At 35.5% G+C, this 22929-nt stretch carries 21 protein-coding genes; 12 read left to right on the plus strand and 9 right to left on the minus strand.

All coding sequences use genetic code 11. The features are described 5' to 3' along the window. Positions 1-1003: 1003 nt before the first annotated feature. A complete protein-coding gene (locus tag V7P73_RS06530) occupies positions 1004-1783 on the minus strand; it encodes a hypothetical protein (protein ID WP_333852131.1) in 780 nt (259 codons plus the stop codon). Positions 1784-2198: 415 nt separating this feature from the next. On the opposite strand from V7P73_RS06530, the gene glgP reads away from it, so the two are divergent. After that, the gene (gene glgP, locus V7P73_RS06535; RefSeq protein WP_333852132.1) at positions 2199-3851 is read left to right on the plus strand and encodes an alpha-glucan family phosphorylase; all 1653 of its coding nucleotides are present in this window, start codon (positions 2199-2201) and stop codon (positions 3849-3851) included. Positions 3852-3964: 113 nt separating this feature from the next. Here the strand turns inward: glgP and aceA are convergent, their stop codons facing one another. Beyond that, positions 3965-5245: an isocitrate lyase gene (aceA, locus tag V7P73_RS06540; protein WP_333852133.1), complete on the minus strand. Its 1281-nt coding sequence runs from the start codon at positions 5243-5245 to the stop codon at positions 3965-3967. 280 nt (positions 5246-5525) lie between these two features. After that, positions 5526-7100 (minus strand): malate synthase A, encoded by a 1575-nt coding sequence (aceB, locus tag V7P73_RS06545; RefSeq protein ID WP_333852134.1) that lies wholly within the window; start codon positions 7098-7100, stop codon positions 5526-5528. A 90-nt stretch (positions 7101-7190) separates the two neighbouring features. On the opposite strand from aceB, the gene V7P73_RS06550 reads away from it, so the two are divergent. Both V7P73_RS06550 and V7P73_RS06555 read left to right on the plus strand, forming a co-directional pair. Further along, a complete protein-coding gene (locus tag V7P73_RS06550) occupies positions 7191-8702 on the plus strand; it encodes a helix-turn-helix domain-containing protein (protein WP_333852135.1) in 1512 nt (503 codons plus the stop codon). 4 nt (positions 8703-8706) lie between these two features. Then, positions 8707-9363, plus strand: coding sequence for a ComF family protein (locus V7P73_RS06555; RefSeq protein WP_333852136.1), 657 nt, complete (start codon positions 8707-8709; stop codon positions 9361-9363). Between the two features lie 61 nt (positions 9364-9424). Here V7P73_RS06555 and upp read toward each other — a convergent pair whose 3' ends face one another. Both upp and der read right to left on the minus strand, forming a co-directional pair. After that, positions 9425-10075: a uracil phosphoribosyltransferase gene (upp, locus tag V7P73_RS06560; RefSeq protein WP_333852137.1), complete on the minus strand. Its 651-nt coding sequence runs from the start codon at positions 10073-10075 to the stop codon at positions 9425-9427. Positions 10076-10157: 82 nt separating this feature from the next. After that, a complete protein-coding gene (gene der / locus V7P73_RS06565) occupies positions 10158-11465 on the minus strand; it encodes a ribosome biogenesis GTPase Der (protein WP_333852138.1) in 1308 nt (435 codons plus the stop codon). 284 nt (positions 11466-11749) lie between these two features. Here der and V7P73_RS06570 point away from each other — a divergent pair, with 284 nt between their 5' ends. From V7P73_RS06570 to murA, 5 genes are all read left to right on the plus strand, one after another. Next, on the plus strand, positions 11750-12211 hold the full coding sequence (locus V7P73_RS06570) for a heme-binding domain-containing protein (protein ID WP_312763140.1): 462 nt from the start codon (positions 11750-11752) through the stop codon (positions 12209-12211). After that, positions 12208-12633: a thiol-disulfide oxidoreductase DCC family protein gene (locus V7P73_RS06575; protein ID WP_333852139.1), complete on the plus strand. Its 426-nt coding sequence runs from the start codon at positions 12208-12210 to the stop codon at positions 12631-12633. The genes V7P73_RS06570 and V7P73_RS06575 overlap by 4 nt, the downstream gene beginning before the upstream one ends. A 722-nt stretch (positions 12634-13355) precedes the next feature. After that, positions 13356-15044 carry a tetratricopeptide repeat protein gene (locus tag V7P73_RS06580; RefSeq protein ID WP_333852140.1) on the plus strand — a complete coding sequence of 563 codons (1689 nt, stop codon included), beginning with the start codon at positions 13356-13358 and terminating at the stop codon, positions 15042-15044. A 113-nt stretch (positions 15045-15157) separates the two neighbouring features. Further along, positions 15158-15811, plus strand: a complete 654-nt coding sequence (locus tag V7P73_RS06585) for a DUF4290 domain-containing protein (protein WP_333852141.1) — start codon at positions 15158-15160, stop codon at positions 15809-15811. Further along, a complete protein-coding gene (gene murA / locus V7P73_RS06590) occupies positions 15811-17118 on the plus strand; it encodes a UDP-N-acetylglucosamine 1-carboxyvinyltransferase (protein ID WP_333852142.1) in 1308 nt (435 codons plus the stop codon). Before V7P73_RS06585 ends, murA begins: the two co-directional genes overlap by 1 nt. A gap of 62 nt (positions 17119-17180) precedes the next feature. Here the strand turns inward: murA and V7P73_RS06595 are convergent, their stop codons facing one another. The 4 genes from V7P73_RS06595 to V7P73_RS06610 form a co-directional block, all read right to left on the minus strand. Beyond that, positions 17181-17489 (minus strand): NIL domain-containing protein, encoded by a 309-nt coding sequence (locus V7P73_RS06595; RefSeq protein WP_333852143.1) that lies wholly within the window; start codon positions 17487-17489, stop codon positions 17181-17183. 24 nt (positions 17490-17513) lie between these two features. After that, the gene (locus V7P73_RS06600) at positions 17514-17945 is read right to left on the minus strand and encodes a DUF4395 domain-containing protein (RefSeq protein WP_333852144.1); all 432 of its coding nucleotides are present in this window, start codon (positions 17943-17945) and stop codon (positions 17514-17516) included. Positions 17946-18150: 205 nt separating this feature from the next. Next, positions 18151-18792, minus strand: coding sequence for a YiiX/YebB-like N1pC/P60 family cysteine hydrolase (locus V7P73_RS06605; RefSeq protein ID WP_333852145.1), 642 nt, complete (start codon positions 18790-18792; stop codon positions 18151-18153). Next, positions 18770-19225, minus strand: coding sequence for a DUF1801 domain-containing protein (locus tag V7P73_RS06610; RefSeq protein WP_333852146.1), 456 nt, complete (start codon positions 19223-19225; stop codon positions 18770-18772). Before V7P73_RS06610 ends, V7P73_RS06605 begins: the two co-directional genes overlap by 23 nt. A gap of 83 nt (positions 19226-19308) precedes the next feature. Here V7P73_RS06610 and V7P73_RS06615 point away from each other — a divergent pair, with 83 nt between their 5' ends. The 4 genes from V7P73_RS06615 to V7P73_RS06630 all read left to right on the plus strand — a co-directional run bounded on the left by V7P73_RS06615 (position 19309) and on the right by V7P73_RS06630 (position 22858). Next, entirely contained in the window at positions 19309-20517 is a 1209-nt protein-coding gene (locus V7P73_RS06615; protein WP_333852147.1) for a pyridoxal phosphate-dependent aminotransferase, read from the plus strand. 115 nt (positions 20518-20632) lie between these two features. Beyond that, complete coding sequence (locus V7P73_RS06620) at positions 20633-21076, plus strand: hypothetical protein (protein WP_333852148.1); 444 nt, start codon at positions 20633-20635, stop codon at positions 21074-21076. After that, complete coding sequence (gene murB / locus V7P73_RS06625; RefSeq protein ID WP_333852666.1) at positions 21073-22092, plus strand: UDP-N-acetylmuramate dehydrogenase; 1020 nt, start codon at positions 21073-21075, stop codon at positions 22090-22092. The genes V7P73_RS06620 and murB overlap by 4 nt, the downstream gene beginning before the upstream one ends. 61 nt (positions 22093-22153) lie before the next feature. Continuing rightward, positions 22154-22858 (plus strand): DsbA family oxidoreductase, encoded by a 705-nt coding sequence (locus V7P73_RS06630; RefSeq protein ID WP_333852149.1) that lies wholly within the window; start codon positions 22154-22156, stop codon positions 22856-22858. Positions 22859-22929 lie beyond the last annotated feature (71 nt).

A 22929-nucleotide genomic window follows, 5' to 3' on the forward strand; every position in this document is an offset into this window, starting at 1 on the left:
TAAACTTATTTATCCAATTTTATCTTATAACTCTGGTTTGTAAAGAGTTTAATTTATTAAACAATGATAAGCTTAGCCTGAAATATTATTAATGATCGAAAAATCTGCATAATAAACGATCTTAAAAATCTTGATTAGGAAACAAGTTTGGGATAATTACACTTTATTGTAACATTAAAGAAAAAAGAAGAGCCGGAAAGTATGTTTTCCAGCTCTTCTGTAATATTCTAAATTAATATCTACTATTAGACTAGTTGTAATTGAATTGTACTTGAATTCTCCTTAATCATTTTTTTTCTTAAGTTACCAGAGTTTTATGCTTTTATTATATAAACAACGCGCGGTAGAGCATTGGCTTCGATAACAATTTTGTCGAAGATGTGATTACAGAGATGACTATGAATGGTGCCAGCATCATCCCACCTTGTATGATCACAGGCAACATCCAGACAGATATTACACTGTTTGATCAATTGGATGCCACAGAATCGGGCCTTAACAGGTTGCTGCAAAAAATTCTTTTCATCAGTTTTACATGTTAGGTATTAACGAAGTATTTTTCAACATCAAATTTACATATTAAAAGCATGTAAAAAACAAAAACCACAGTTGACCTCGTGATTATAATCCTTCAAAAAAAACCATCTGGTTTGCTAATGGTATCATTTATTCACTTTTTTGTATCTAATTTTCATCAAACTGATTCCATTAGTCTCTAAACCGAACTTCTATTATCCAAACTGTAATAACTATTCTCTTTTTAGTATATAAAAGTCTTAAAAAAGTAATGGAAACTGAGCCAGGAGCTGAAGCATAATTTCTTTGCAGATATCACCATCATGCTCCCAACACATTTTAACAAAACGACACCTACGGATACCAGTAAAGATGACGAAATACTTCTGTTGAAACATCGCATAGAACTATTGAAGCAAAAAAAACATCCTGCCGGAAGCGATGAACGGCGGAAAATAAATCAGATTTTTAACAAAAACAGAAAGGTTTATTTGATAACCATCATCTGGCTGTAAAGATTCTCAAGATGCAGGATTTTTGTAAACGGACTTTTGACTTTTTTCAGTTCTTCTTTAGCGTGGATGTAGCTGTATCGGGAAGCGATGTTGTGCATATTGGAGACTAGTACCAGCCAGCATTCTTTCGCTTTGCTGTTGTACAGAGGATATTTGGTATTTTTCTTTTCAATGACTTCCAATATTTTGTCCGAATGCAGCTCATCAAACAAAGAAAAGCGATATTCTAAAAACAAAAGAACGCCTCTCTGATGGGGCGTTCTTCTGATATGTTTTACGAGTTTGGTTTTTTTGTTGTTGGTAATCGCAGACGAGATTTCTTTGATTAATTGCTCAGGTTGCTGGTAAAAATCGTCCTGTGTATAGTCTATATTAAGATGATAGATGCCGTAAAGACTTTTATACTCTGTCAACAGTTTTTCTACGGTGCGAAAGATATGATTAATATAACTCTCCTTTTTTTTAAGCTCCAAATGATTAATCACCTCCGAAACTTCTATCCCAATCTGCTTTCCTTTATAATTGATGATAAAATCCGGGCTCTCCCCAGTCAGGTTTTCGATTTCAATATCTGGATAATGAGCAAACAAACTGTTCAGTAGCAGCAATTCTGTTTTTTTTTGATATTCTTCGCGTTCACAAAGATTAGCCTTACTGATAGCATCATACCATTTAACCAAATCATCAGTCCTTCCGTTTTTGGAAGCAACACAGATGTTCAAATTCTTTTCAAGGTCTTCGTTGTAAATCATGTTGATTGTCTTAGAAATTAAACCTTTCTAAATTTAATAAATTATTGATTACAAAATACTTATATGAATTAAAATTAATATTATGAGATACAAAATTGCAAGCTATAGGTTTATGAACCCCCATTAAAAACCGCATCCTACCCACCTGCAGCCATCAACCCGCAACACAAACACACATACTCCGTAGATAATCCGTACATACCCCGTAGATAGTCCCTATAATCCCGTATAAAAATATTGCAAAATGCGAAGTACGAGATTCAAGACACCAATCTAAGAGCATTCCCACCAAAATCCGCAAACCAAGAGCCCTACAACTTACATCTCGCAACCTTACAACCTGCTAACTACATCCCATCCCAAAACAATTTGTTATATTTGCAGCCATATAGACAAGACCTTAAAAATTAAACTAATGGATTTTAAAAACTTCAAGATGCCTTATAGCATCAATCCAGATTACACCAAAAAAACAGCTTATTTCTCTATGGAATTTGCGATAGATCAAGCTTTGAAGATCTATAGCGGCGGTTTAGGATTTCTAGCTGGCTCTCACATGAAAAGTGCTTACAACCTAAAGCAAGATTTTGTAGGGATCGGGATTCTTTGGAAATATGGTTACTACGACCAAAGCCGAAATATGGACCAAACCCTAAACCCGATCTGGACCAAAAAAATGTACAGTTTTTTAGAAGATACAGGGATTAAATTTCAGATTGAGATCCACAATGCTCCGGTTTGGGTAAAAGTGTGGTACCTTAATCCAGAAACCTTCAAAACCTGCCCAATGTTTTTCTTGAGTACAGACGTTCCAGAAAACGATCACCTTTCAAAAACTATCACACACAAACTATACGACGCCAATGAGTCTACTAAAGTAGCACAGTACATACTTCTTGGAAAAGGTGGCGCTAAGTTACTAGACGAAATCAATCTTGAAAGAGATGTTTACCACTTGAACGAAGCACACGGTTTGCCAGCAGCGTTCTATCTATTGAGAAAATACGGTGGTGATCTTTCCAAAGTGAAAGAAAAATTAGTCTTCACAACCCACACACCAGAAGAAGCAGGAAACGAGAAGCACGATATCCACCTTTGCCACGATATGTCTTACTTCTGCGGCCTAACCATCGACGAAGTTAAGAGAATCGAAGGCGTGAATGATGACCGTTTCAACCACTCGCTTTGTGCTTTGAGAATGGCTAGAATTGCGAATGGCGTTTCTCAGTTGCACGGTGTCGTTTCCCGAGAGATGTGGAACAAATATCCAGGGATTTGTGAAATCAAATCAATTACTAATGCTCAGGAATTTGGATATTGGGGCGATAAGGCACTTTATCAGCATAAAGAAGATAATGACTCTACTGAATTTGATATCAGAAAAGCTTATCTTAAGAAAAGAGCTTTCAGAATTGTAGCAGACCAAACAGGGAAAATCTTCGACACCAAAGTATTAACCATTGTTTGGGCAAGACGTTTTGCAGGTTACAAGAGAGCAGATCTTCTATTGGCAGACAAAGAGCGTTTCAGAAGATTATTGGAAAACAAAGAGCATCCGGTGCAGATTATCTGGGCAGGAAAACCTTACCCAATGGATTACGGTGCAATTTCTACCTTCAATCACCTAGTGGAAGAAAGCAAGAATTATAAAAATATGGCTGTTCTTACAGGTTATGAATTAGCTTTAAGTAAATCCCTAAAACAAGGTTCTGACATCTGGTTAAACAACCCAAGAGTTCCAAGAGAAGCTTCTGGAACCAGTGGAATGACGGCCTCTATGAATGGGTCTGTCAATCTTTCTACAGATGACGGTTGGATTCCGGAGTTTGCAAAAAACGGAATAAACGCTTTCGTAGTTCCACAAGCAGATTACAACAACTGGCCAACGATAGAGCAGGATCAATTCGACCTGAACAATCTATATGATGTTTTGGAAAACCAAATCATCCCAACTTACTATGAAAAACCAGAAGAATGGAGAAAAATCGTTCATACAGCAATGGATGATGTGAAAACCCAATTCGGAAGTGATAGAATGGCGGACGAATATTACAAATTGCTTTACTAATTATTAATGATGAATTATTAATTATAAAATTCAAAACCCTGACTTCTTTGAAATCAGGGTTTTTTGTTGACCTATTTCGAAAATTCAACAATTATAATATGGATTAATGAGCCTTAATGAAACTGTGCTGTTTCTGTAGAATCTTTCATCGCTACAGTTGCAGATTTTCCGCTGGTAACAATCGTTTGAATCTCATCAAAATATCCTGTTCCAACAAAACTTTGATGCTTCACTGCACGGAAACCTTTCTTCTGTAATGCAAATTCTCTTTCCTGCAATTCGGAATAACCAGCCATTCCTCTTTCTTTGTAAGCTAATGCTAATTCGAACATCGCAGTATTCAACGCGTGGAAGCCAGCCAACGTTATGAATTGGAATTTATATCCCATTTTCGCCAACTCCTCACGGAAGTTTTCCATTTCTTCAACCGTCAATTTTGCAGCCCAGTTAAAAGACGGAGAACAGTTATAAGCCAGCATTTTGTTTGGAAACTTAGCATGAATTCCTTCTGCAAATCGTCTTGCATATTCCAAATCCGGATTTGAAGTTTCCATCCAAATCAAATCTGCGTAAGGCGCATAAGACAAACCCCTGTCAATCCCTTGTTCCACGCCATTATTCACCACATAAAAACCTTCTGAAGTTCTTTCTCCAGTCACAAATTTCTTATCTCTATCATCGATATCAGAAGTCAGTAAATCTGCCGCATCAGCATCAGTTCTTGCAACAATCACAGACGGAACGCCACAAACATCCGCCGCTAATCTAGCCGCAATCAGTTTATTAATCGCTTCCTGAGTCGGAACCAAAACTTTTCCGCCGAGATGCCCACATTTTTTAGCAGAAGACAATTGGTCTTCAAAATGAACGCCTGCAGCACCGGCTTCGATCATTTGTTTCATCAATTCAAAAGCATTCAGATTTCCGCCGAAACCGGCTTCTGCATCAGCAACAATCGGAACAAGATATTCTTTTTCCCCACCTCCATTGACAGATTGGATTTGGTCTGCTCTCAGCAACGCATTATTGATTTTCTTAACCACAGATGGAACCGAGTTTGCCGGATAAAGAGATTGATCAGGATACATTTCGCCAGAAAGATTTGCATCTGCTGCAACTTGCCAACCGGAAAGATAAATAGCTTCCAATCCTGCATCTACTTCCTGCACCGCTTGATTTCCTGTCAAAGCGCCTAGTCCCGCAACCCAATCTTGATTATTAAGTTTATCCCAAAGTTTTTGGGACATTTCTGTCGCAATAGTGTAATCTAATTTGTAAGAACCTCTCAGTTTCAGTACTTCTTCTGCTGAATAAGGTCTTGTAACGCCAATCCATCTCGGATTCGTCAACCAGTCTTTTTCCAAAGCCTGGATTTGTTCTTGTTTTGTTTGCATAATATTTAGTGATTTGGTGTGATTTTATTTTTAAATTGAGGTTACTAAGTTTTTAGAAATAAGAAATTTTGATTTTAAAATTCCAAAGTTTTTTACCGCAAAGTTTTTTTTAAGAATTAAGAATTTTTAAGAAGCCAAAGAATCAACTAGTTGATTTAAAAAGCTAATTATAAAAATTTAACTTCATCATAATATCAATTTATTTATACTTTGGAAACTTTAGACTTTAAAAATCTTCGCGATAAATATCATCTAAAACAAAATTTCTTAAATCCAAAAACTATATAAATGGATACGCTTTTAATGTTAAAAACTCCTCAAACTTATCGCAGAATATCAACTCATTGAAAAGCTCTTTTGCGAGATTGAATTTTCCTTTTGTAAATCGTTCTTCTCCAACATATTTTTTGATTTTGGAAAGCTCTTCTTTTTCCCATTGTAGAACCAATTCTCTTGTTAAAGTTCTTTCATCGTCCAGAACAACTTCGTGATGCAGCCACTGCCAAATCTGAGTTCTGGAAATTTCCGCCGTTGCCGCATCTTCCATCAGATTATAAAGTGCTGCTGCTCCAACGCCCATTAACCAAGATTCGATGTAGAGGATTCCGACGTTGATGTTTTTTCTAACGCCATTTTCAGTGATTGTACCAGCAGGAACTTCCAGCAATTCGGATTCTTTTATTTTATGGTCAAACTTTTTATCAATCTGATTTTTCTCCGGCATATATTGGTCAAATATTTCCTTAGCTACAGAAACCAAAGCCGGATGTGCTACCCAAGTTCCGTCGTGCCCATTTCGAACCTCTCTTTCTTTATCGCTTCTAACTTTTTCAAAAGCCAATTCATTAGCTTCATCATCATTTTTTACAGGAATTTGTGCTGCCATTCCACCCATTGCGTGGACATTTCTTTTGTGACAAACTTCAATCACTCTTTTGGAATAAGCACTCATAAAAGGCGAAGTCATCGTCACTTGATCCCTGTCAGGAACTAAAAACTGAGCTTGATTTCTGAATTTCTTGATATAAGAAAATATATAATCCCAACGTCCACAATTGAGTCCGGAACTATGATTTTTCAGTTCGAAAAGAATCTCGTCCAACTGAAAAGAAGCCGTAATGGTTTCAATCAAAACAGTCGCTTTGATTGTTCCTTGTGGAATTTCCAGATAATTCTGAGCAAAAATGAAAACATCGTTCCACCAACGGGCTTCTTTATAATGTTCTAATTTTGGAAGATAGAAATAAGGCGCGGTTCCTTTTTCAATCAAAGTTTTAGCATTTCTGAAAAAGTAAATTCCGAAATCCATCAAAGAACCCGATGTGTTTTCACCTTCTATTTCAATATTTTTTTCGGATAAATGTAAACCTCTGGGACGAACAATCAATGTTGCAATTTCATCATTCAGCTTGTAAGATTTGCCTTGTTCATTAGTAAAATCAATGTTTCTATTAATAGCGTCCGTTAAATTAATCTGCCCTTGAATACAGTTTTCCCAAGTCGGAGAATTACTGTCTTCAAAGTCTGCCATAAAAGTATTAGCTCCAGAATTAAGCGCATTGATAATCATTTTTCTATCAACCGGACCAGTGATTTCCACTCTTCTATCCAGCAAATCTTTTGGAGTTTCTGAACAAGTCCACTCTCCATTTCGGATATGAATTGTTTCTGATGGAAAAGAAGGCAATTCTCCTGAATCAAATCTCAATTGTGTCTTTTTTCTTTCTTCTAATAATTCAATTCTAGTATGATTAAAATTCCTGTGAAGTTTGATTAAAAAATCAATCAATTCATCCGTAAAAACCTCTTGAAACTTGGTATCTGGGGAAATTTTTAAGTGGCTCATTGTTTCCATAATTAAAATAATTTGTGATTTGGTTTGACAAATATATAAAAAAGATTTTCACAATTAGCGAACGTTCGCTATTTTTTTTCAAAAATTATTATGCGGATAATCGCTTTAATATTTATCTTTGATTCTATGATTGCAGAGAGCGACTATATACGCGTGGTTTTTGGACTAAAACTAAAACAACAGAGACAGAAAAAAAATTGGTCCCTGCAAGAACTTGCAACCAAAACCGGACTTTCCAAATCCTATCTTAACGAAATAGAAAATGGAAAAAAGTATCCGAAACACGACAAAATCATTCAGCTTTCAGAAGCTTTGCATTGTACTTTTGATGATTTGGTTTCAACTAAATTGGATAAAAGCCTGACACCAATCAATGATGTTTTGCAGTCAGATTTTTTCAAAGAAGTTCCGCTGGATTTGTTTGGGATTAACAAGAACAACCTCATCAGTATCATTAGCGATGCGCCGAAAAAAGTAACGGCTTTTATCAATGCGTTAATTGAAATTTCCCAGAATTACAACTTGGGAAAAGAGCGATTTTATTTTGCTGTGATGCGTTCCTTTCAGGAATTGTATGACAATTATTTTCCGGAAGTTGAGGAAAAAGCGATTCAGTTTGCGAATGAGAATCAACTGGAACTTAATAAAAATCTCAAAACAGAAATTCTTGAAGATTTATTGAAAGAGAAATTCGGTTATCATATTCAGTCAAAAGATTTTTCGGAGGATTATGCTTTGAACAAACTTCGTTCATTATATATTCCGGAGAAGAAATTATTGCTTTTGAATGAGCGATTGGATATTAATCAAAAAACTTTCATTCTGGCAAAAGAAATAGGTTTCAATGTTTTAAAACTGAATCCAAGACCTAATACTTATTCTTGGTTGGATTTCGGAAGTTTTGAGGAAATTCTCAATAATTTTTATGCTTCCTATTTTGCAGGTTGTTTCTTGATTTCTAAAAAAGAATTGATTGAAAAAACCTCAGATTTCTTTGACCAAAAACAATGGGAATCTCAGGATTTTGAATCATTAATCAATCATTTTACAGATTCGCCGGAAACATTTTATTATCGCTTAACCAACGTTTTAACATCGGAATTCGGAATCAGAGATTTGTTTTATTTGTGTTTTGTGAAAAAAGATGATTCGGATAAAATTCAAATTTTGAAAGAATTGCATCTTAATCATCAGCAAGCACCACATTCTAACGCAACCAATGAACATTACTGCAGGCGATGGATTGCTGTAAAAAACCTTCATCATCTCAAAGAAAATGAAACTTTGACAGATGCTCAAATCTCGCATTACAAAGACCAAGGCGTGAGCTATCTAGTAATTTCTACTTCACAAAAAAATCCTTTTTCCGACGGAAGTAACAGAAGTTATTGTTTGGGAATTTTACTGAATAATCAAACGATTAAAAAGTTGAATTTTGCCAAATCTTCTTCTTTAAAAACCATTGAAGTTGGTGTGACTTGTGAAAGCTGCAGTATTCAGAATTGTGATGTGCGGCAAGCTCCTCCGATAAGATTAGAAAAAGAGCAGTTTAATCTTGATATGAAAAAATCGGTTGAGAAAATCAGAAAATCATTAATTTAGGACAATGATTTTTGACTTTCTTTTCCCAAATCGTTGTCTGGATTGCAATCAGTTGATTGACAAAAGGGAAATCGTTTGCGAAATATGTCAAGATAAAGTCAATTTCTCCAACCATAATTACTTTGAAAATAATTCTTTGATGGACAAAGCTATGTTGCAGATTCCTATTGAAAACGCTTATTCGCTATTGTTTTATGAAAAAGAAAGTCTGGCGCAGAGAATTATTCATCAACTCAAATATAATCACAGAGAAAAAATCGGAAAAGTCTTAGCCAAATGGATTACTGAAAGGGTTGATTTCAGCAACAGCAAACCTGATTTATTAGTCACAGTTCCGCTCCACTATAAAAAATTAAAACAACGCGGTTATAATCAGCTTCATCTTTTCGGAAATGAATTATCGAAGCATTATAACATTCCGGTTAATCATACTTTATTAAAAAGAATCAAACACTCAAGAGCTCAGGCAAAGAAAGATCAAAACGAAAGACTGAAAACAAAAAATGCTTACCAATTGACGCAAAATATCAATGGTAAGCATATTCTTTTAATTGATGACGTTTACACAACCGGAAACACAATATCGAATATCGCGTGGGAAATTCTCAATAATTCCAAGAATGTAAAAATCAGTATTCTTGTAATGGCGATGGACGTCTGATTAATTGTTGATAATTAATGATTAATTATCATATTAACAATTGATAATTGACCATTAACCATTATCTCTGTAGTTTTTCCCCGTACGACAAATCTCCTGCATCGCCCAAACCTGGCGTGATGTAACCTTTTGAGGTAAGATTTTCATCCAAAGCACCAATCCAGATTTTCGCATCAGGATAAGCTTTTTCTATTGTTTCCACTCCTTGCCTGCTTGCAATTGACGCCACAATATGAATTGAAGTTGGTTTTCCATTGGTCAACAAATCTTTAATTGCTTCAATAAGTGATGCGCCAGTTGCCAACATTGGATCAGCAACTATTAGTGGACGACCATCTAATTTCGGACAAGTCAAATAATCTTGTTTAATTGAGAAATAGTCGTTTGCATCGTGCTTACGGTAAGCTGCAACAAATCCGCAATCTGCTTTATCAAAATAATTAAGAATCCCTTGGAATAATGGAACTCCAGCTCTTAGAATAGTAGTAATAACAGGCTGGGTTTCTATTTCTCTAACTTTGATTGTATCAAGAGGCGTAGTAATCTCGATTTCTTTTTGGTCTAAAGTTTTGCTGATTTCGAAAGCCGCAATTTCTCCGATTCTTTCCATATTTCTACGGAATTTCATTCGATCTTGCTGGACATCAACATTTCTTAAATCATTAATCCAAGAATTGACAAGCGAGAAGTTATCTGAAAGTATTGTAAGCATTTATGTTGTTTTAGTATTTTTAAATTTAAGAAATTAATGCAATAAAAACCCTCTCAGAAATCATTCTGAAAGGGTTGAGTTTTTATTTTTGTCTAAAGTAAATTTCGATTGGAACACCTGTAAAGCCAAAGTGTTTTCTCAGTTGATTTTCCGTAAAACGTTTGTAAGGCTCTTTCACATATTGTGGAAGATTACAGAAAAATACAAACTGTGGCGATGGCGTTGGCAACTGCACACAATATTTGATTTTTACATATTTTCCTTTAATAGCTGGTGGCGGCATCGCTTCAAAAACTGGAAGCATTACTTCATTCAGTTTAGAAGTTTTGATTTTTTTTGCTCTTGCTTCATAGACTTCCATCGCTACTTCTACTACTTTCAAGATTCTTTGTTTTGTCAATGCAGAAACGAAGACAATTGGAATATCTGTAAACTGTCCTATTTTATTTTTGATTGCAGCTTCGAAGTCTCTCATCGTATTGGTATCTTTTTCCACAAGATCCCATTTGTTCACAACGATAACGATTCCTTTTCTGTTTTTCTGTGCCAGTCCGAAGATGTTCATATCTTGAGATTCCCAACCTAGAGTTGCATCTACCATTAGAACTACAACATCAGAAAACTCAATGGAACGGATGGAACGCATTACGGAATAGAATTCCAAATCCTCGTTTACCTTAGATTTTCTTCTCATCCCAGCAGTATCTACCAACACAAACTCATGTCCGAATTTGTTATATAAAGTCTGGATGCTGTCTCTCGTAGTCCCAGCGATGTCTGTTACGATATTTCTTTCAACATCCAGCAAAGCATTCGTCATTGTAGATTTCCCTACGTTTGGACGACCTGCGATGGTAATTTTTGGCAAACCTTCGAAAGGGTCTTTGTATTCTGTATTTGGGAAATCGTTCACAACGTCATCCAACAATTCTCCGGTTCCAGAACCGGTTGCAGAAGATAATGTGTAATATTTTTCAACGCCCAATTGGTAGAACTCAGTTGCAGGTAATTCTTCTTTTGAAGAATCTACTTTGTTTACAACTAAATATAAAGGCTTATTGGCTTTTCTTAGTAATTGATAAATTTCCTCGTCTGTATCGGTAAGACCTTCTTCTACGTTTACCATAAAAACGATGGAAGTTGCTTCGTCTACAGCCAATTGAACTTGTTTACGAATTTCCATCTCGAAGACATCCTCAGTCCCTACATCATAACCACCTGTATCGATAACTGTAAAATCTACACCGTTCCAGTCGGATTTTCCGTAATGACGGTCACGTGTAACACCAGCCGTAGAATCTACAATAGCTTCTCTCCTCTCTAATAATCTGTTAAATAATGTGGATTTTCCAACATTGGGACGCCCAACAATAGCGACAATATTGCTCATAAAATTTGTTTCTTGGTCTCAGCTCAAATTTAGATTAATGAGCATAAGACTTGATTAAGAATGGGTTACTTCGACTTTCGAAGCCCAAAATTTTTGCAAATATACGTTTTTTGATTGATAGTTGATAGTTGATTGTGAATCGTAAATACCGAAGTGCTCACTAGCCCCGATAGTAGCGGCATCCTTTTTCTTTTTTTGCAAAAAAAGAAAAAGATATAGCGGATAGCGGGATTAAGCTCCAAAAATTGGAAAGCTTTTTGCAATTGTATCTGAAAATCTGAACTATGAAAAAAATATTAATTGGATTACTTGTGGTATTTATTATCATTCAATTTTTTCCGATAGACAAAACCAATCCAACGACAAATGAAGGAATGGATTTTCTGAAAATTAAAAACACGCCAGAACCGATTGCAAAACTGATCAAAAACTCTTGCTACGACTGCCATTCTAACGAAACCAAGTACCCTTTTTACAGTAATATCCAGCCTGTTGCTTGGCTGTTGAAAAATCATATTGACGAAGGTAGAAAAGAACTAAATTTCTCTACATTTGCAACGTACGAACCGAAACGACAAGCACACAAACTGGAAGAAGCGGCGGAATATGTTGAGCAGAAAAAGATGCCTTTGGAAAGTTATACTCTTGGTCATTCTGATGCCAAATTATCTGATGAACAACGGAAACAACTTGTTGATTATTTTAGAATGGTTCAGAAACAAATACAGCAAGCCAATACATTATGACGCCAGAAGTTTCCGTTAGTTTGAAAGATAAATTCATTGTTTTTTATGATGGAGAATGTGGTTTTTGCAACCATTGGGTACAATGGATTTTGGAAAGAGACAAAAAAGATAAGTTCCTGTTTTCATCATTGCAATCTGAATTCGGACAAAAGTTTTTGAATGAGAGAAATCTTCCTAATGAAGTTTTTGATACACTTTATCTTTGGAAACCCGAGAGTTTTTATTTGTCCAAATATCAGGCGATTTTAAGGATTGCGAGCGAGTTGGGTGGTGTTTATTCCTTATCAAATGTTGGAAAGATTCTGCCAGATTTTATAGGCAATCAGTTTTATAATTTGGTTTCGCGAAACAGAAAGAAATTAGCAGAAAACCAATGCTTCTTACCCAATGTGGAACAACGGAAAAAGTTTATAGAAAAATAATCAAGCCATCTCAAAAATGAGATGGCTTTTTGGTTAAAGTTAGTTCTTATGGTTAGTAATATTTAATTTGTATAGTTGTTTTTTGAAGAAGATTAACAGGGTAATAGCTGTGAAGAAGAGGATGATAATTTTATCATCTATTGGTACTGGTTCGCCGGGAGCACCGGGAACTGAGGCGTTACTCTGTTGCTCTTCTGTAATAATCTCATCATCGCCATCATTCTTGAAATGTTCATAGATTTTGTCTCTGACCTGAACAATGAAACCATGTCCTACTTTGATAAACTGTGTGGGCGTGAGTCCGCTATGAGGCTGAGTGGTGGTTGTTGGACTTCCGTTCCTACCCGTCTGTACAGGTCTGCTCTGAATTTACTATAAAAATATCCACCCGCATAGACTCTCCTGCAACAATATGGACCAAGGAAACTCTGCCACCAGACCAACTTATTTTCGTGATAGGCATTTGTAAAATGAATTTTACTAAACCTGATAAAGAAAACAAAAGCCATACAGCAGCGTCCTCCTATCTTCCAAAATAATGGAATTAAACAATAAAAATAACGGATAAAATGTAAATATAACACATCAAAAGAATTGTTTCAATTATTAATTTTAATTTCTCAATAATAACTGACTATTATTATAGATTTATCAATTATTTTTCTCTTATTTGCAATAGAAAATTAAATCTATTGAAGCTTCTCTATTGTTTATGCTTTGTTATGTTGTCTTGGGTTTCGGTCTTTTCCCAAACTATCACTATCGACAATAGTCTGAAAAGCAACAAAAAGATAGAAAAAATCATTCTTCAGTATAGAGATTTTGGGAAAGATACACTGAGACTCAAGTCGTATCTAGCGCCACTACTGCATTCTTCTGACAAAAAACTGCAGTCTGTTTATTATAACCTGCTTGCCAACGGGCTGTCCAAAGCCATTGATAAAGTTAATCTTCAAAGTGACCATTACTATAAAAAATCCATAGAAACTGCCAAAGCTAGCCAACATCCTGGATTAGAAGTTTGGGCACTGGTTAACTACGCCTTCTATCTTTATGATTACTCCAAAATAACGGAAGCGCTCCAAATCTATATGGATGTGGATCAAAAAATAAATAAAACCGCGACCTCCCAACTGATTTTCCCTAGCTTATGTTATAAAAATCTGGGATACTTTTTCGGAACAATCGGCGATACCAAAGAAGCCATCAGCTATCTTAAAAATGCAGAGAAATATGCCCAGCCCAATTCCCGAGAATTGGCTTCTATAAAAGATAATATCGCTTATTACCTGATCACTATCAATCAGTTTTCTGCCGCAGAAAAGTACCTCCGTGAGACTTTGGATATTTCCCTTAAAATCAAAGATTACGAGCGCTATGCCAAAGCTTTGGGAAATTACGGACGACTAAACCACCAGCAAAAAAACTACGCTGCTGCTATACAATATTATAAGGATGATTTAAAATTTTCTAAACAAGCCAAAGCAGCTAAGAATACGATGTTTGCCCACATAGAGCTGAGCAAAGTCTTATTTGATAACAACCAAATTGCAGAAGCCAAAGCCTATCTTAATGAGGCGATTAATTATGCCCGATCGAAGTTTTATTATATGAAATTCGAAAAGGAAATTCAGGAACTGAATCTTAAAATTGCCATTCGAGAAAAGAACGTCCCTCAAGAATTATCTGCCAGGAGAAGATTGGATGTTTTGGAAGACTCCTTAGCCCATCTGGACAGCCAAAAAAATCTGGACCGAAATAATATCCTGGCTCAAAAAGAGCGGTATGCGAGCAAACTGAGTCTTGCTAATGCCCAATATGAAAAGGAACAACTGAAAACCAGAGCCTTCATCGTGATTGCCACTTTGCTTTTGTTATTATTAGTCCTGATTGTTTTCATCAATAAAAAACAGGAGAAAAACAGAAAAAATGAATACGAAAAAAAGGTTCTACAGTTGCAGTTGGATAAAGTAGAATCAGAACAAAAACTGGATAATGCTCATATTACTCTGGAGTCTCTGAACACCTACCTTACAGAAAAAAACATGCAGATAGAAAACCTCAACAAAGAAATATCAATCGCCAAAACGCAGTCTTCCTTCTCTATTCTGGAAAAGAGGGAACAAAAGCTTCAGACACTTTTGGACTCACACTTGATGACGAATGACAACTGGCAAAAATTCAAGAGCGCATTCCAAAATGAGCAAAAGGATTTCTACAATCAATTGATTTCGGATTTTCCGGATTTTACAGAATCCAACCTTAGAATAATTCTTCTTTCAAAATTGGGATTGTCCAATCAGGATGTTTCATCGCTGCTTGGTGTTACTGTAGATGCTGTTAAAAAAGCCAAACAACGACTCAAGAAAAAAATTGGCTCAGATTATGATTCTATTTTGGAAGAGTTATAATCTACGATTGCTAAGGTTTTGAGACCCACAATCCCCTGTAAATCTACTGCTGTAAAAATTCGGAGAAATATCTTCTCAAAACATTATAAGTTTATTTTTATATTTGCAATATTATGGAATATAATACCGACAGACCACAACTACTAATGCCCGAATATGGGCGCAACATACAACAGCTCGTAGAGCATTGCAAAACGCTTCAGACCAAGGAAGAAAGAAATGAAATGGCGCTTGCAATCATCGAGTTCATGGGACAAAGAAACCCACACCTTCGCGACGAAGAAAACTACAAACATAAACTCTGGGATCATCTTTTCATCTTAGCAGATCATAACCTGGATGTAGATTCTCCTTACCCAATATTAACCGCAGAAGAACTAATCACAAAACCAAGGAAAATGGATTATCCATCTTTGGAAAATGATTACAAATTCTACGGAAAAAGTATTCTTCAGTTAATCGAAACTGCGATTGCATTAGAAGAAGGCGATGAGAAAGATGCCCTGATCCAAGTGATTGCTAATAATATGAAGAAGTCCTACAACGTGTACAACAAAGAGCACGTGCAGGATGATGTGATCTTCCGTCACCTGAAGGAACTTTCCAAAAACAGACTAGACCTTACCGGTTTGGATTCTCTGGACAAAAGTAAAATCTATTATGCGACCAACAGGAACAACAATAATAGAAACAGCAACAGAAATCAAAACCACAATAACAATAATAGGAAAAACAATTTCCAAAACCATAAAAATAAAAGAAGATAATGGACGGTGCTTTCGAGATAAGAGGAGGAAAGAAATTGAGCGGAGAGATCACGCCTCAAGGAGCAAAAAATGAAGCTTTGCAAATTCTTTGTGCAGTGTTGCTGACTGAAGATGAGGTAAGAATTGATAATATCCCAGACATCAAAGATGTCAATAAGCTGATTGAGATTCTTCAGGACTTCAACGTCAAAGTGACTAAAAACGGCAAAGGCGATTACACCTTCAAAGCAGATGAAGTTAACTTCGATTATATTAAATCTAAGGAATTCAAAAAAGATGGTGCTAAGCTAAGAGGTTCTGTAATGATTTTGGGTCCAATGTTGGCGAGATTCGGTGAAGCTTATTTGCCTACACCAGGTGGAGACAAAATCGGAAGAAGACGTCTGGATACACACTTCCAAGGTTTCGTAGAATTGGGTGCTGAATTTTCTTATGACGAAGAAGAAGCGTTCTACTCTTTGAGAGCCAAAGAATTGATTGGGAAATTCATCCTGTTGGAAGAAGCTTCTGTAACTGGAACTGCGAACATCGTAATGGCTGCAGTTTTGGCAAAAGGGAAGACCAGAATCTACAATGCTGCTTGCGAACCGTATCTTCAGCAATTGTGTAAAATGCTGAACAGAATGGGTGCCAACATCACAGGAATTGGTTCTAACCTAATCACTATCGAAGGGGTTGACAAACTGCACGGAACAGAACACACAATGCTTCCGGATATGGTGGAAATCGGTTCTTGGATTGGTTTGGCAGCAATGACAAAATCTGAGATTACCATCAAAAATGTGAATTGGAATCAGTTAGGAGTTATTCCAAATACTTTCAGAAAATTAGGAATAGAATTGGAACAGAGAGGTGATGATATTTATATCCCTTCTCAGGAAAATTATAAAGTACAGAAATTCATCGATGGTTCTATTTTAACTGTTTCGGATGCGCCTTGGCCAGGATTTACCCCAGATTTGTTATCCATTATTTTGGTTGTGGCAACTCAGGCAAAAGGTTCAGTCTTGATTCATCAAAAAATGTTCGAAAGCAGATTATTCTTCGTTGATAAACTGATTGATATGGGCGCACAAATCATTCTTTGCGATCCGCACAGAGCAACAGTTATCGGAATGAACCAGGAAACACCTTTGCGTGGAACTACAATGGTTTCGCCAGATATCAGAGCTGGTAACGCATTATTGATTGCCGCGCTTTCTGCAGAAGGAAAATCAGTCATTCAAAATATTGAGCAAATCGACCGCGGGTACGAGAATATCGATGAGAGATTAAGAGCGATTGGCGCGGATATCAGAAGAATCTAATTAGAAGTTAGATTTTAGAGATTAGAATCTAGACTTATACTATAAAAATTAAAGGAAGCTTGTTAAGAAGCTTCCTTTTTTTGTAGAACATCTATTCTGCTGCTCAGCAATTTATATTCTCTCAGATAGTTTTCTATCTTCTCGATTTGGTCTTGGTTAATGTTCAAAAGCAGTTTCACGTTCCCGAAATTGCTTCCATTAAGATATTCGATATTAGCATTGACGATTTTGTAACTCACGTTATAATGGTTGTAAATCGTGTAAAGCAAAATATCGAATCTAATTTTCCCATTCAGCTCTATTTCAAGGATTATTTCTTTCGTCGATTTGGAAAAAAAAGTTTTGCCGGTAGTTTCTTGTTTGTAAATCATAGTAATATTTTGGTATTTGGTGAATTATTTAAGTTTATTTTGGATTGGAACAACCACGACTTGGAAGATGTAACAACCGACACAGATTTTGAAAAAGCTTTCCAAAGCAGCCAGAAGAATTATTATAAATCCAAATCCTAATGCAATATTGTAAAATCCAGACAGCAACAATACAGCAATTGTCAGTGTAAAAATTGAACCTAATATCGCCGCAAACCTTTTCGGAGCAGCAAAAATTGGTTTTGGTTTCGATCCTGATATTTTTAAAATCGATTTTGAAAAAAGAGCTAAAGGCGAAAATAATAAGCCAGAAGCCCTAATAATAAAATCAAAAACTAAGAGCAACAATAAATATGGTAAGTTAAAAAACAGAGATACAGAAACCACGACAATCACAAAAAATGCGGTGAGTCTTACGGTATTTTCGTCTGTATAATATTTTTTAGTCTGGTCCATAATTGAAATTTTTAAAATAAAAAAAGCTCCATCGGTAAGATGAAGCTTTATGTCATAGCCTTCTCACCGCACTCTTCAGTTCGTATTACACATCATCGCCATCTGTGAGAAAATCTGTTTCATTATTTCTTAATTACATTGCAAATATAGAAATTATTTAATTCCCACCAAATAAGTATGAATTAAATTTGAAAAAAAAATAGGATTAAAGTTCTCCTATTTTGTCAATTTTATTAGAATTTGCTAATCCATTGGGGTTACAACCAGGTAAGCCTTCAGGAACATTGAGGTTTTTGTCTTGGTAAAATTTTTCCCAAAACGCATTAGTTTTTCCAGTCTTTGGGTCGACAAAAGTCATTGGTTCTAAAGTGAAAATTTGATTATCACGAAATGCCCTTTCTACAAAATCTGAACAGTAATAAGAATTATCATCCAAAATATAATTGAAATTATAAGGTTTGCCAATCAAAGTTTCAGCTTTGGAAACCGAATTTGGAATCGATGAATGAAATTCTGATTTTAATCTGTAAACATCAATTTTTTGACCGGACTTGGTTTGCTCTTTTAGAAAAGAGTGAAGTTTTTGTTTTTGAGAACCACCTTTTGGCGCAGCGTGAAGAACATAAAGATGATTGTCTTCTTTTTTCACAATCCCTATATGGTCATACGAAGTTTTCTTCTCTGTCTGTGTCACATTATTAATCGCTCCAGACAATCCAGAATCCACAGATGGCACGAAAAGCAAATCACCGTTTTCCAAAATAGAAGTATTGTAAGTTTTGCAACTTGTTAAAAAAAGCAGCGCAAAAATAACGTAAACTAAATTACTTTTTATAATTCTTCTCATAAATCGCTATCCATTCATCTACAGATATTTTCTGACAAAGTTCACCTAACAAATCATAAGTAATATCCTCCACTTTTTTGAACCTGATACAAGATTTGCCCATATCCAATTTCTTTTTAGAATGATTTGGAAACTCAGCTACAAACCAATCTAAAATCTCTGGAACAGCATAAATACCCATATTATAAAAAGCAATAAAATTCTTTTGCGAAGCCACACTTATGAAAGGCAAAGGCGTATCTTTCGCACAATGATAACCAGCAGGATAAGTTGTCATAGGCACAACCCAAGTGACCATTCCGTACTGCATCGTCTGCTGAAAACCTTTCGGAAGATTACTATCTACGGTTTCCAAAAGCTTTCTGAAAGCATCTCGTCTTTCCTCAGGAATCTGGGAAATATATTCTTCTACGGTATCAACAAAAATCTGCATTAGAGGATTTATTTTAAATCAAAAATACTAATTTTTTTGTTGAAAAATTAAAGCTTATTTTTGTACTTCAAAGTTTAAAAATAATGCCGAAAATATCGCAAAGAGCGCAGCATATGCCTGCATCACCTGTAAGAAAATTAGTTCCATTTGCAACCGCTGCAAAACAAAAGGGAATCAAAGTATATCATCTGAACATTGGTCAACCAGACATCGAAACGCCACAAACGGCTTTGGATGCTGTGAAAAATATCGATTTAAAAGTTTTGGAATATGCACTTTCGGAAGGTAATTTGGATTACAGAATTGCGCTTAGAGATTATTACCATTCATTAGGATTTACAGATTTAACGACCGACAAGTTCATCGTTACAAACGGAGGTTCCGAAGCTTTGAATTTCGCAATCTCTACCCTTTGTGATGACGGCGACGAAATTATTATTCCAGAGCCTTATTATGCTAATTATAATGGATTTGCTGGTACTTTCAACATTAATATCGTAGCTGTTCCATCAACAATTGATACTGGATTTGCTTTACCTTCAATTGAAGAATTTGAGAAAAGAATTACAGACAAAACAAGAGCGATTGTTGTTTGTAACCCGGGAAATCCGACAGGTTATCTCTACTCAAGAGAAGAACTACAAAAACTCGCAGAAATTGCAAAAAAACACGACATTGTGATTATTTCTGATGAAGTTTACAGAGAGTATGTTTATGATGGTGAAAAGCAAATCTCAATGTTTGAGTTTCCAGAAGTAGCAGACAATGTTATTGTTATCGATTCAGAATCAAAAAGATATTCGATGTGTGGTGCGAGAATCGGCTGTATGATTACACGTTCAAAGAAAATCCACGATGCAGCGATTCTTTTTGCTCAGGCAAGATTGAGTCCAGTTCTTTTGGGACAGATTGCTGCAACAGCTGCACATAAAAACGATGCAGAATACATTGCTAAAGTTAGAGAAGAATATACAGAAAGAAGAGACCTTTTGGTAAGCTTATTGAATGAGATTCCTGGAGTAATCTGTCCAAAACCCAAAGGAGCATTCTATTGTGGTGTAGAATTGCCTGTAGACGATACAGAAAAATTTGCACAATGGCTTTTGGAAAGCTATTCCAATAATAACGAAACCATTATGGTAGCGCCAATGGGCGGTTTCTACAGCAATCCGGAATTAGGAAAAAAACAAGTAAGAATTGCGTATGTTTTGAAACAGGAAGATCTCCGAAGAAGTGCGGAACTTCTGAAAGATGCAATAGAAAAATACAGAACTGAATTTGGTCTGAATTAATCCTCTGGCCCGTTTACTCATAATAACCACATAGAATCGTTTTGAAAATCTATTTAAAATTTAAAATTCTATGTGGTTTTATTTTTAAATTTATACCAATCATAAATCTAATAAGATGAAATTACTAAAATCCGGTCTGATACTGTCTGTATTTGCCATTTTCCTTGTCAGCTGCAAAACGGTAGCTCAGAATTCCAACATCAAATCTATATCCTATACCAATACATACGGAAGAGGCGGAATGACATCTGTAAAAGTTACTAAAGACTCTATTGAAACTACGGGAAGAGGTGGCCGCGTAACAGACTTCCCAAATTATTCCAAAAAAATGGCTGTTGCAGACTGGAACAGCCTCACTGCAGGTCTTGACCTTAAAATGCTTAGCCAGACAAAAAGTGGAGAAAGAAAAGGTGTGTATGACGGACACGATGAGATCTTTCGTATTGTAACTGCAGAAAAAGAATATGAAATTTTCAACGCTTCCGGAGATGCTAATAATTACAAACAATTGGAAAAGCTTAAAACAAAACTGACCGCACTAACTGCAAAGTACAAATAAAAATGCAGGAAAACATTTCCCTAAAACCCTACAACACTTTTGGTGTTGATGTACAATCTAAATATTTCGCTGAAGTTCGTTCCCTTGAGGAATTAATTGAAACGCTCAAATTCTCAAACTCTAAAAAACTTCCACTCCTTTTTTTGGGTGGAGGAAGTAATATTTTGTTGACTAAAGATTTTGAAGGATTAGCAATTCGATTAAATTTAAAAGGAATTACAGAAGAAATAATTGACGACAATCAAATTCTTGTTACCGCAAAAGCTGGTGAAAATTGGCATCAGTTTGTGATGTTTTGTTTGGATAAAAATTATGGTGGATTAGAGAATTTGTCATTAATTCCAGGGAACGTTGGAACTTCTCCGATGCAAAATATAGGCGCTTACGGAACAGAAATAAAAGACATTTTCGAAAGCTGCAAAGTTCTGAATCTTGAAACATTAGAAATTGAAACTTTCAATTTGGAACAATGTAAATTTGGTTACAGAGATTCAATTTTCAAACAAGAAAGCAAAGGGAAATATGTGATTTTGGAAGTGACTTTTAGATTGACAAGGAAAAATCATAAAATTGATGTTGAATATGGCGCAATCCAATCAGAATTGGAGAAAATGGGAATTACTAATCCAACCATTCAGGATGTTTCGAAAGCGGTGATTAACATCAGAAAAAGCAAATTACCTGACCCAAAAGTGATTGGAAATGCAGGAAGTTTCTTTAAAAACCCAACCATTGCAATGTCACAATTTGAAGCTTTAAAACAAAAATTCGAAAACATTCCCGGATATCCGAATGGCGATTTTGTAAAGGTTCCCGCAGGTTGGCTTATTGAACAAGCCGGCTGGAAAGGCAAACAAATAGGCAATGTAGCATCAAATCAATTGCAAGCTTTAGTTATCATCAACGCTACTGGTAATGCTACCGGAAAAGAGATTTTTGATTTCTCTACAATGATTATTGATTCTGTAAAAGAAAAATTCGGAATCGAGTTGGAACGGGAAGTGAATATTATTTAGTTGTTGGTTTTTGGTTGATTGTTGAAGGTTTTCAAATGGTTAAAAAATTAAATAAAAAAAAATGAAAGTAGATATTTGGAGCGACACACGTTGTCCTTTTTGTTTTATTGGAAAAAAGAATTTTGAAAAAGCACTTCAGAATTTTGCTCAAAATGAAAAAATTGAGGTTAATTGGCATTCTTTCCAATTAGACCCAAAAATGAAAACTGACCTTAGCAGAAATCATTATGAATATTTGTCTGATATCAAAGGTCATTCTTTACAAGAGACAATCAAAATGCACGAAAATCTGATCCAAATAGGAAAAAATGCAGGGATTGATTTCAACTTTGATGAAGTGAAAGTTTCTAATTCTTTCAAAAGTCAAATATTGGTTCAGCTAGCTAAAGAAAAGGGAAAAGCTAACGAAATGGAAGAGCTTTTGTTCGAAGCGTATTTTCTTCAAGGAAAAAACATTGATGATACTGAAGTTCTTTCAGAAATTGGAGAAAAATTAGGTTTTACAAAAGATGAAATACAAAACGCAGTTCAATCTCCTGAATTAACAGAATTGGTAAACAATGATATCGAAGAAGCTTCTGCACTTGGAATCAACAGCGTTCCATTTTTTGTTTTTGACAGAAAATATGCGATTTCTGGGGCTCAACCGACACATTTGTTTTCTGAAGTTCTGGAAAAAAGTTTGTCAGAGTTTTTAGAAAACAATTCAAAAATCAATGTTGTCAGTGATGGTAATTCTTGTGATGTTGATGGAAATAATTGCTAAATAATTAATTTAAAAAAACACAAAGACACAAAAATTAGATTAAAAATATTATGTTTTAAGGCACAAAGTTT

The sequence above is a fragment of the Epilithonimonas sp. genome, assembly GCF_036780765.1.
GTDB lineage: Bacteria > Bacteroidota > Bacteroidia > Flavobacteriales > Weeksellaceae > Epilithonimonas.

Coding starts and splice junctions, on each gene's coding strand:
- der (WP_333852138.1), bottom strand. CDS start 11,465: ATGAGCAATATTGTCGCTATTGTTGGGCGTCCCAATGTTGGAAAATCC.
- V7P73_RS06550 (WP_333852135.1), top strand. CDS start 7,191: ATGCGGATAATCGCTTTAATATTTATCTTTGATTCTATGATTGCAGAG.
- V7P73_RS06605 (WP_333852145.1), bottom strand. CDS start 18,792: ATGAGAAGAATTATAAAAAGTAATTTAGTTTACGTTATTTTTGCGCTG.
- V7P73_RS06630 (WP_333852149.1), top strand. CDS start 22,154: ATGAAAGTAGATATTTGGAGCGACACACGTTGTCCTTTTTGTTTTATT.
- aceA (WP_333852133.1), bottom strand. CDS start 5,245: ATGCAAACAAAACAAGAACAAATCCAGGCTTTGGAAAAAGACTGGTTG.
- V7P73_RS06580 (WP_333852140.1), top strand. CDS start 13,356: ATGTTGTCTTGGGTTTCGGTCTTTTCCCAAACTATCACTATCGACAAT.
- V7P73_RS06530 (WP_333852131.1), bottom strand. CDS start 1,783: ATGATTTACAACGAAGACCTTGAAAAGAATTTGAACATCTGTGTTGCT.
- V7P73_RS06570 (WP_312763140.1), top strand. CDS start 11,750: ATGAAAAAAATATTAATTGGATTACTTGTGGTATTTATTATCATTCAA.
- V7P73_RS06595 (WP_333852143.1), bottom strand. CDS start 17,489: ATGATTTACAAACAAGAAACTACCGGCAAAACTTTTTTTTCCAAATCG.
- V7P73_RS06620 (WP_333852148.1), top strand. CDS start 20,633: ATGAAATTACTAAAATCCGGTCTGATACTGTCTGTATTTGCCATTTTC.
- murA (WP_333852142.1), top strand. CDS start 15,811: ATGGACGGTGCTTTCGAGATAAGAGGAGGAAAGAAATTGAGCGGAGAG.
- aceB (WP_333852134.1), bottom strand. CDS start 7,100: ATGGAAACAATGAGCCACTTAAAAATTTCCCCAGATACCAAGTTTCAA.
- V7P73_RS06585 (WP_333852141.1), top strand. CDS start 15,158: ATGGAATATAATACCGACAGACCACAACTACTAATGCCCGAATATGGG.
- V7P73_RS06600 (WP_333852144.1), bottom strand. CDS start 17,945: ATGGACCAGACTAAAAAATATTATACAGACGAAAATACCGTAAGACTC.
- upp (WP_333852137.1), bottom strand. CDS start 10,075: ATGCTTACAATACTTTCAGATAACTTCTCGCTTGTCAATTCTTGGATT.
- V7P73_RS06615 (WP_333852147.1), top strand. CDS start 19,309: ATGCCGAAAATATCGCAAAGAGCGCAGCATATGCCTGCATCACCTGTA.
- V7P73_RS06575 (WP_333852139.1), top strand. CDS start 12,208: ATGACGCCAGAAGTTTCCGTTAGTTTGAAAGATAAATTCATTGTTTTT.
- V7P73_RS06610 (WP_333852146.1), bottom strand. CDS start 19,225: ATGCAGATTTTTGTTGATACCGTAGAAGAATATATTTCCCAGATTCCT.
- glgP (WP_333852132.1), top strand. CDS start 2,199: ATGGATTTTAAAAACTTCAAGATGCCTTATAGCATCAATCCAGATTAC.
- V7P73_RS06555 (WP_333852136.1), top strand. CDS start 8,707: ATGATTTTTGACTTTCTTTTCCCAAATCGTTGTCTGGATTGCAATCAG.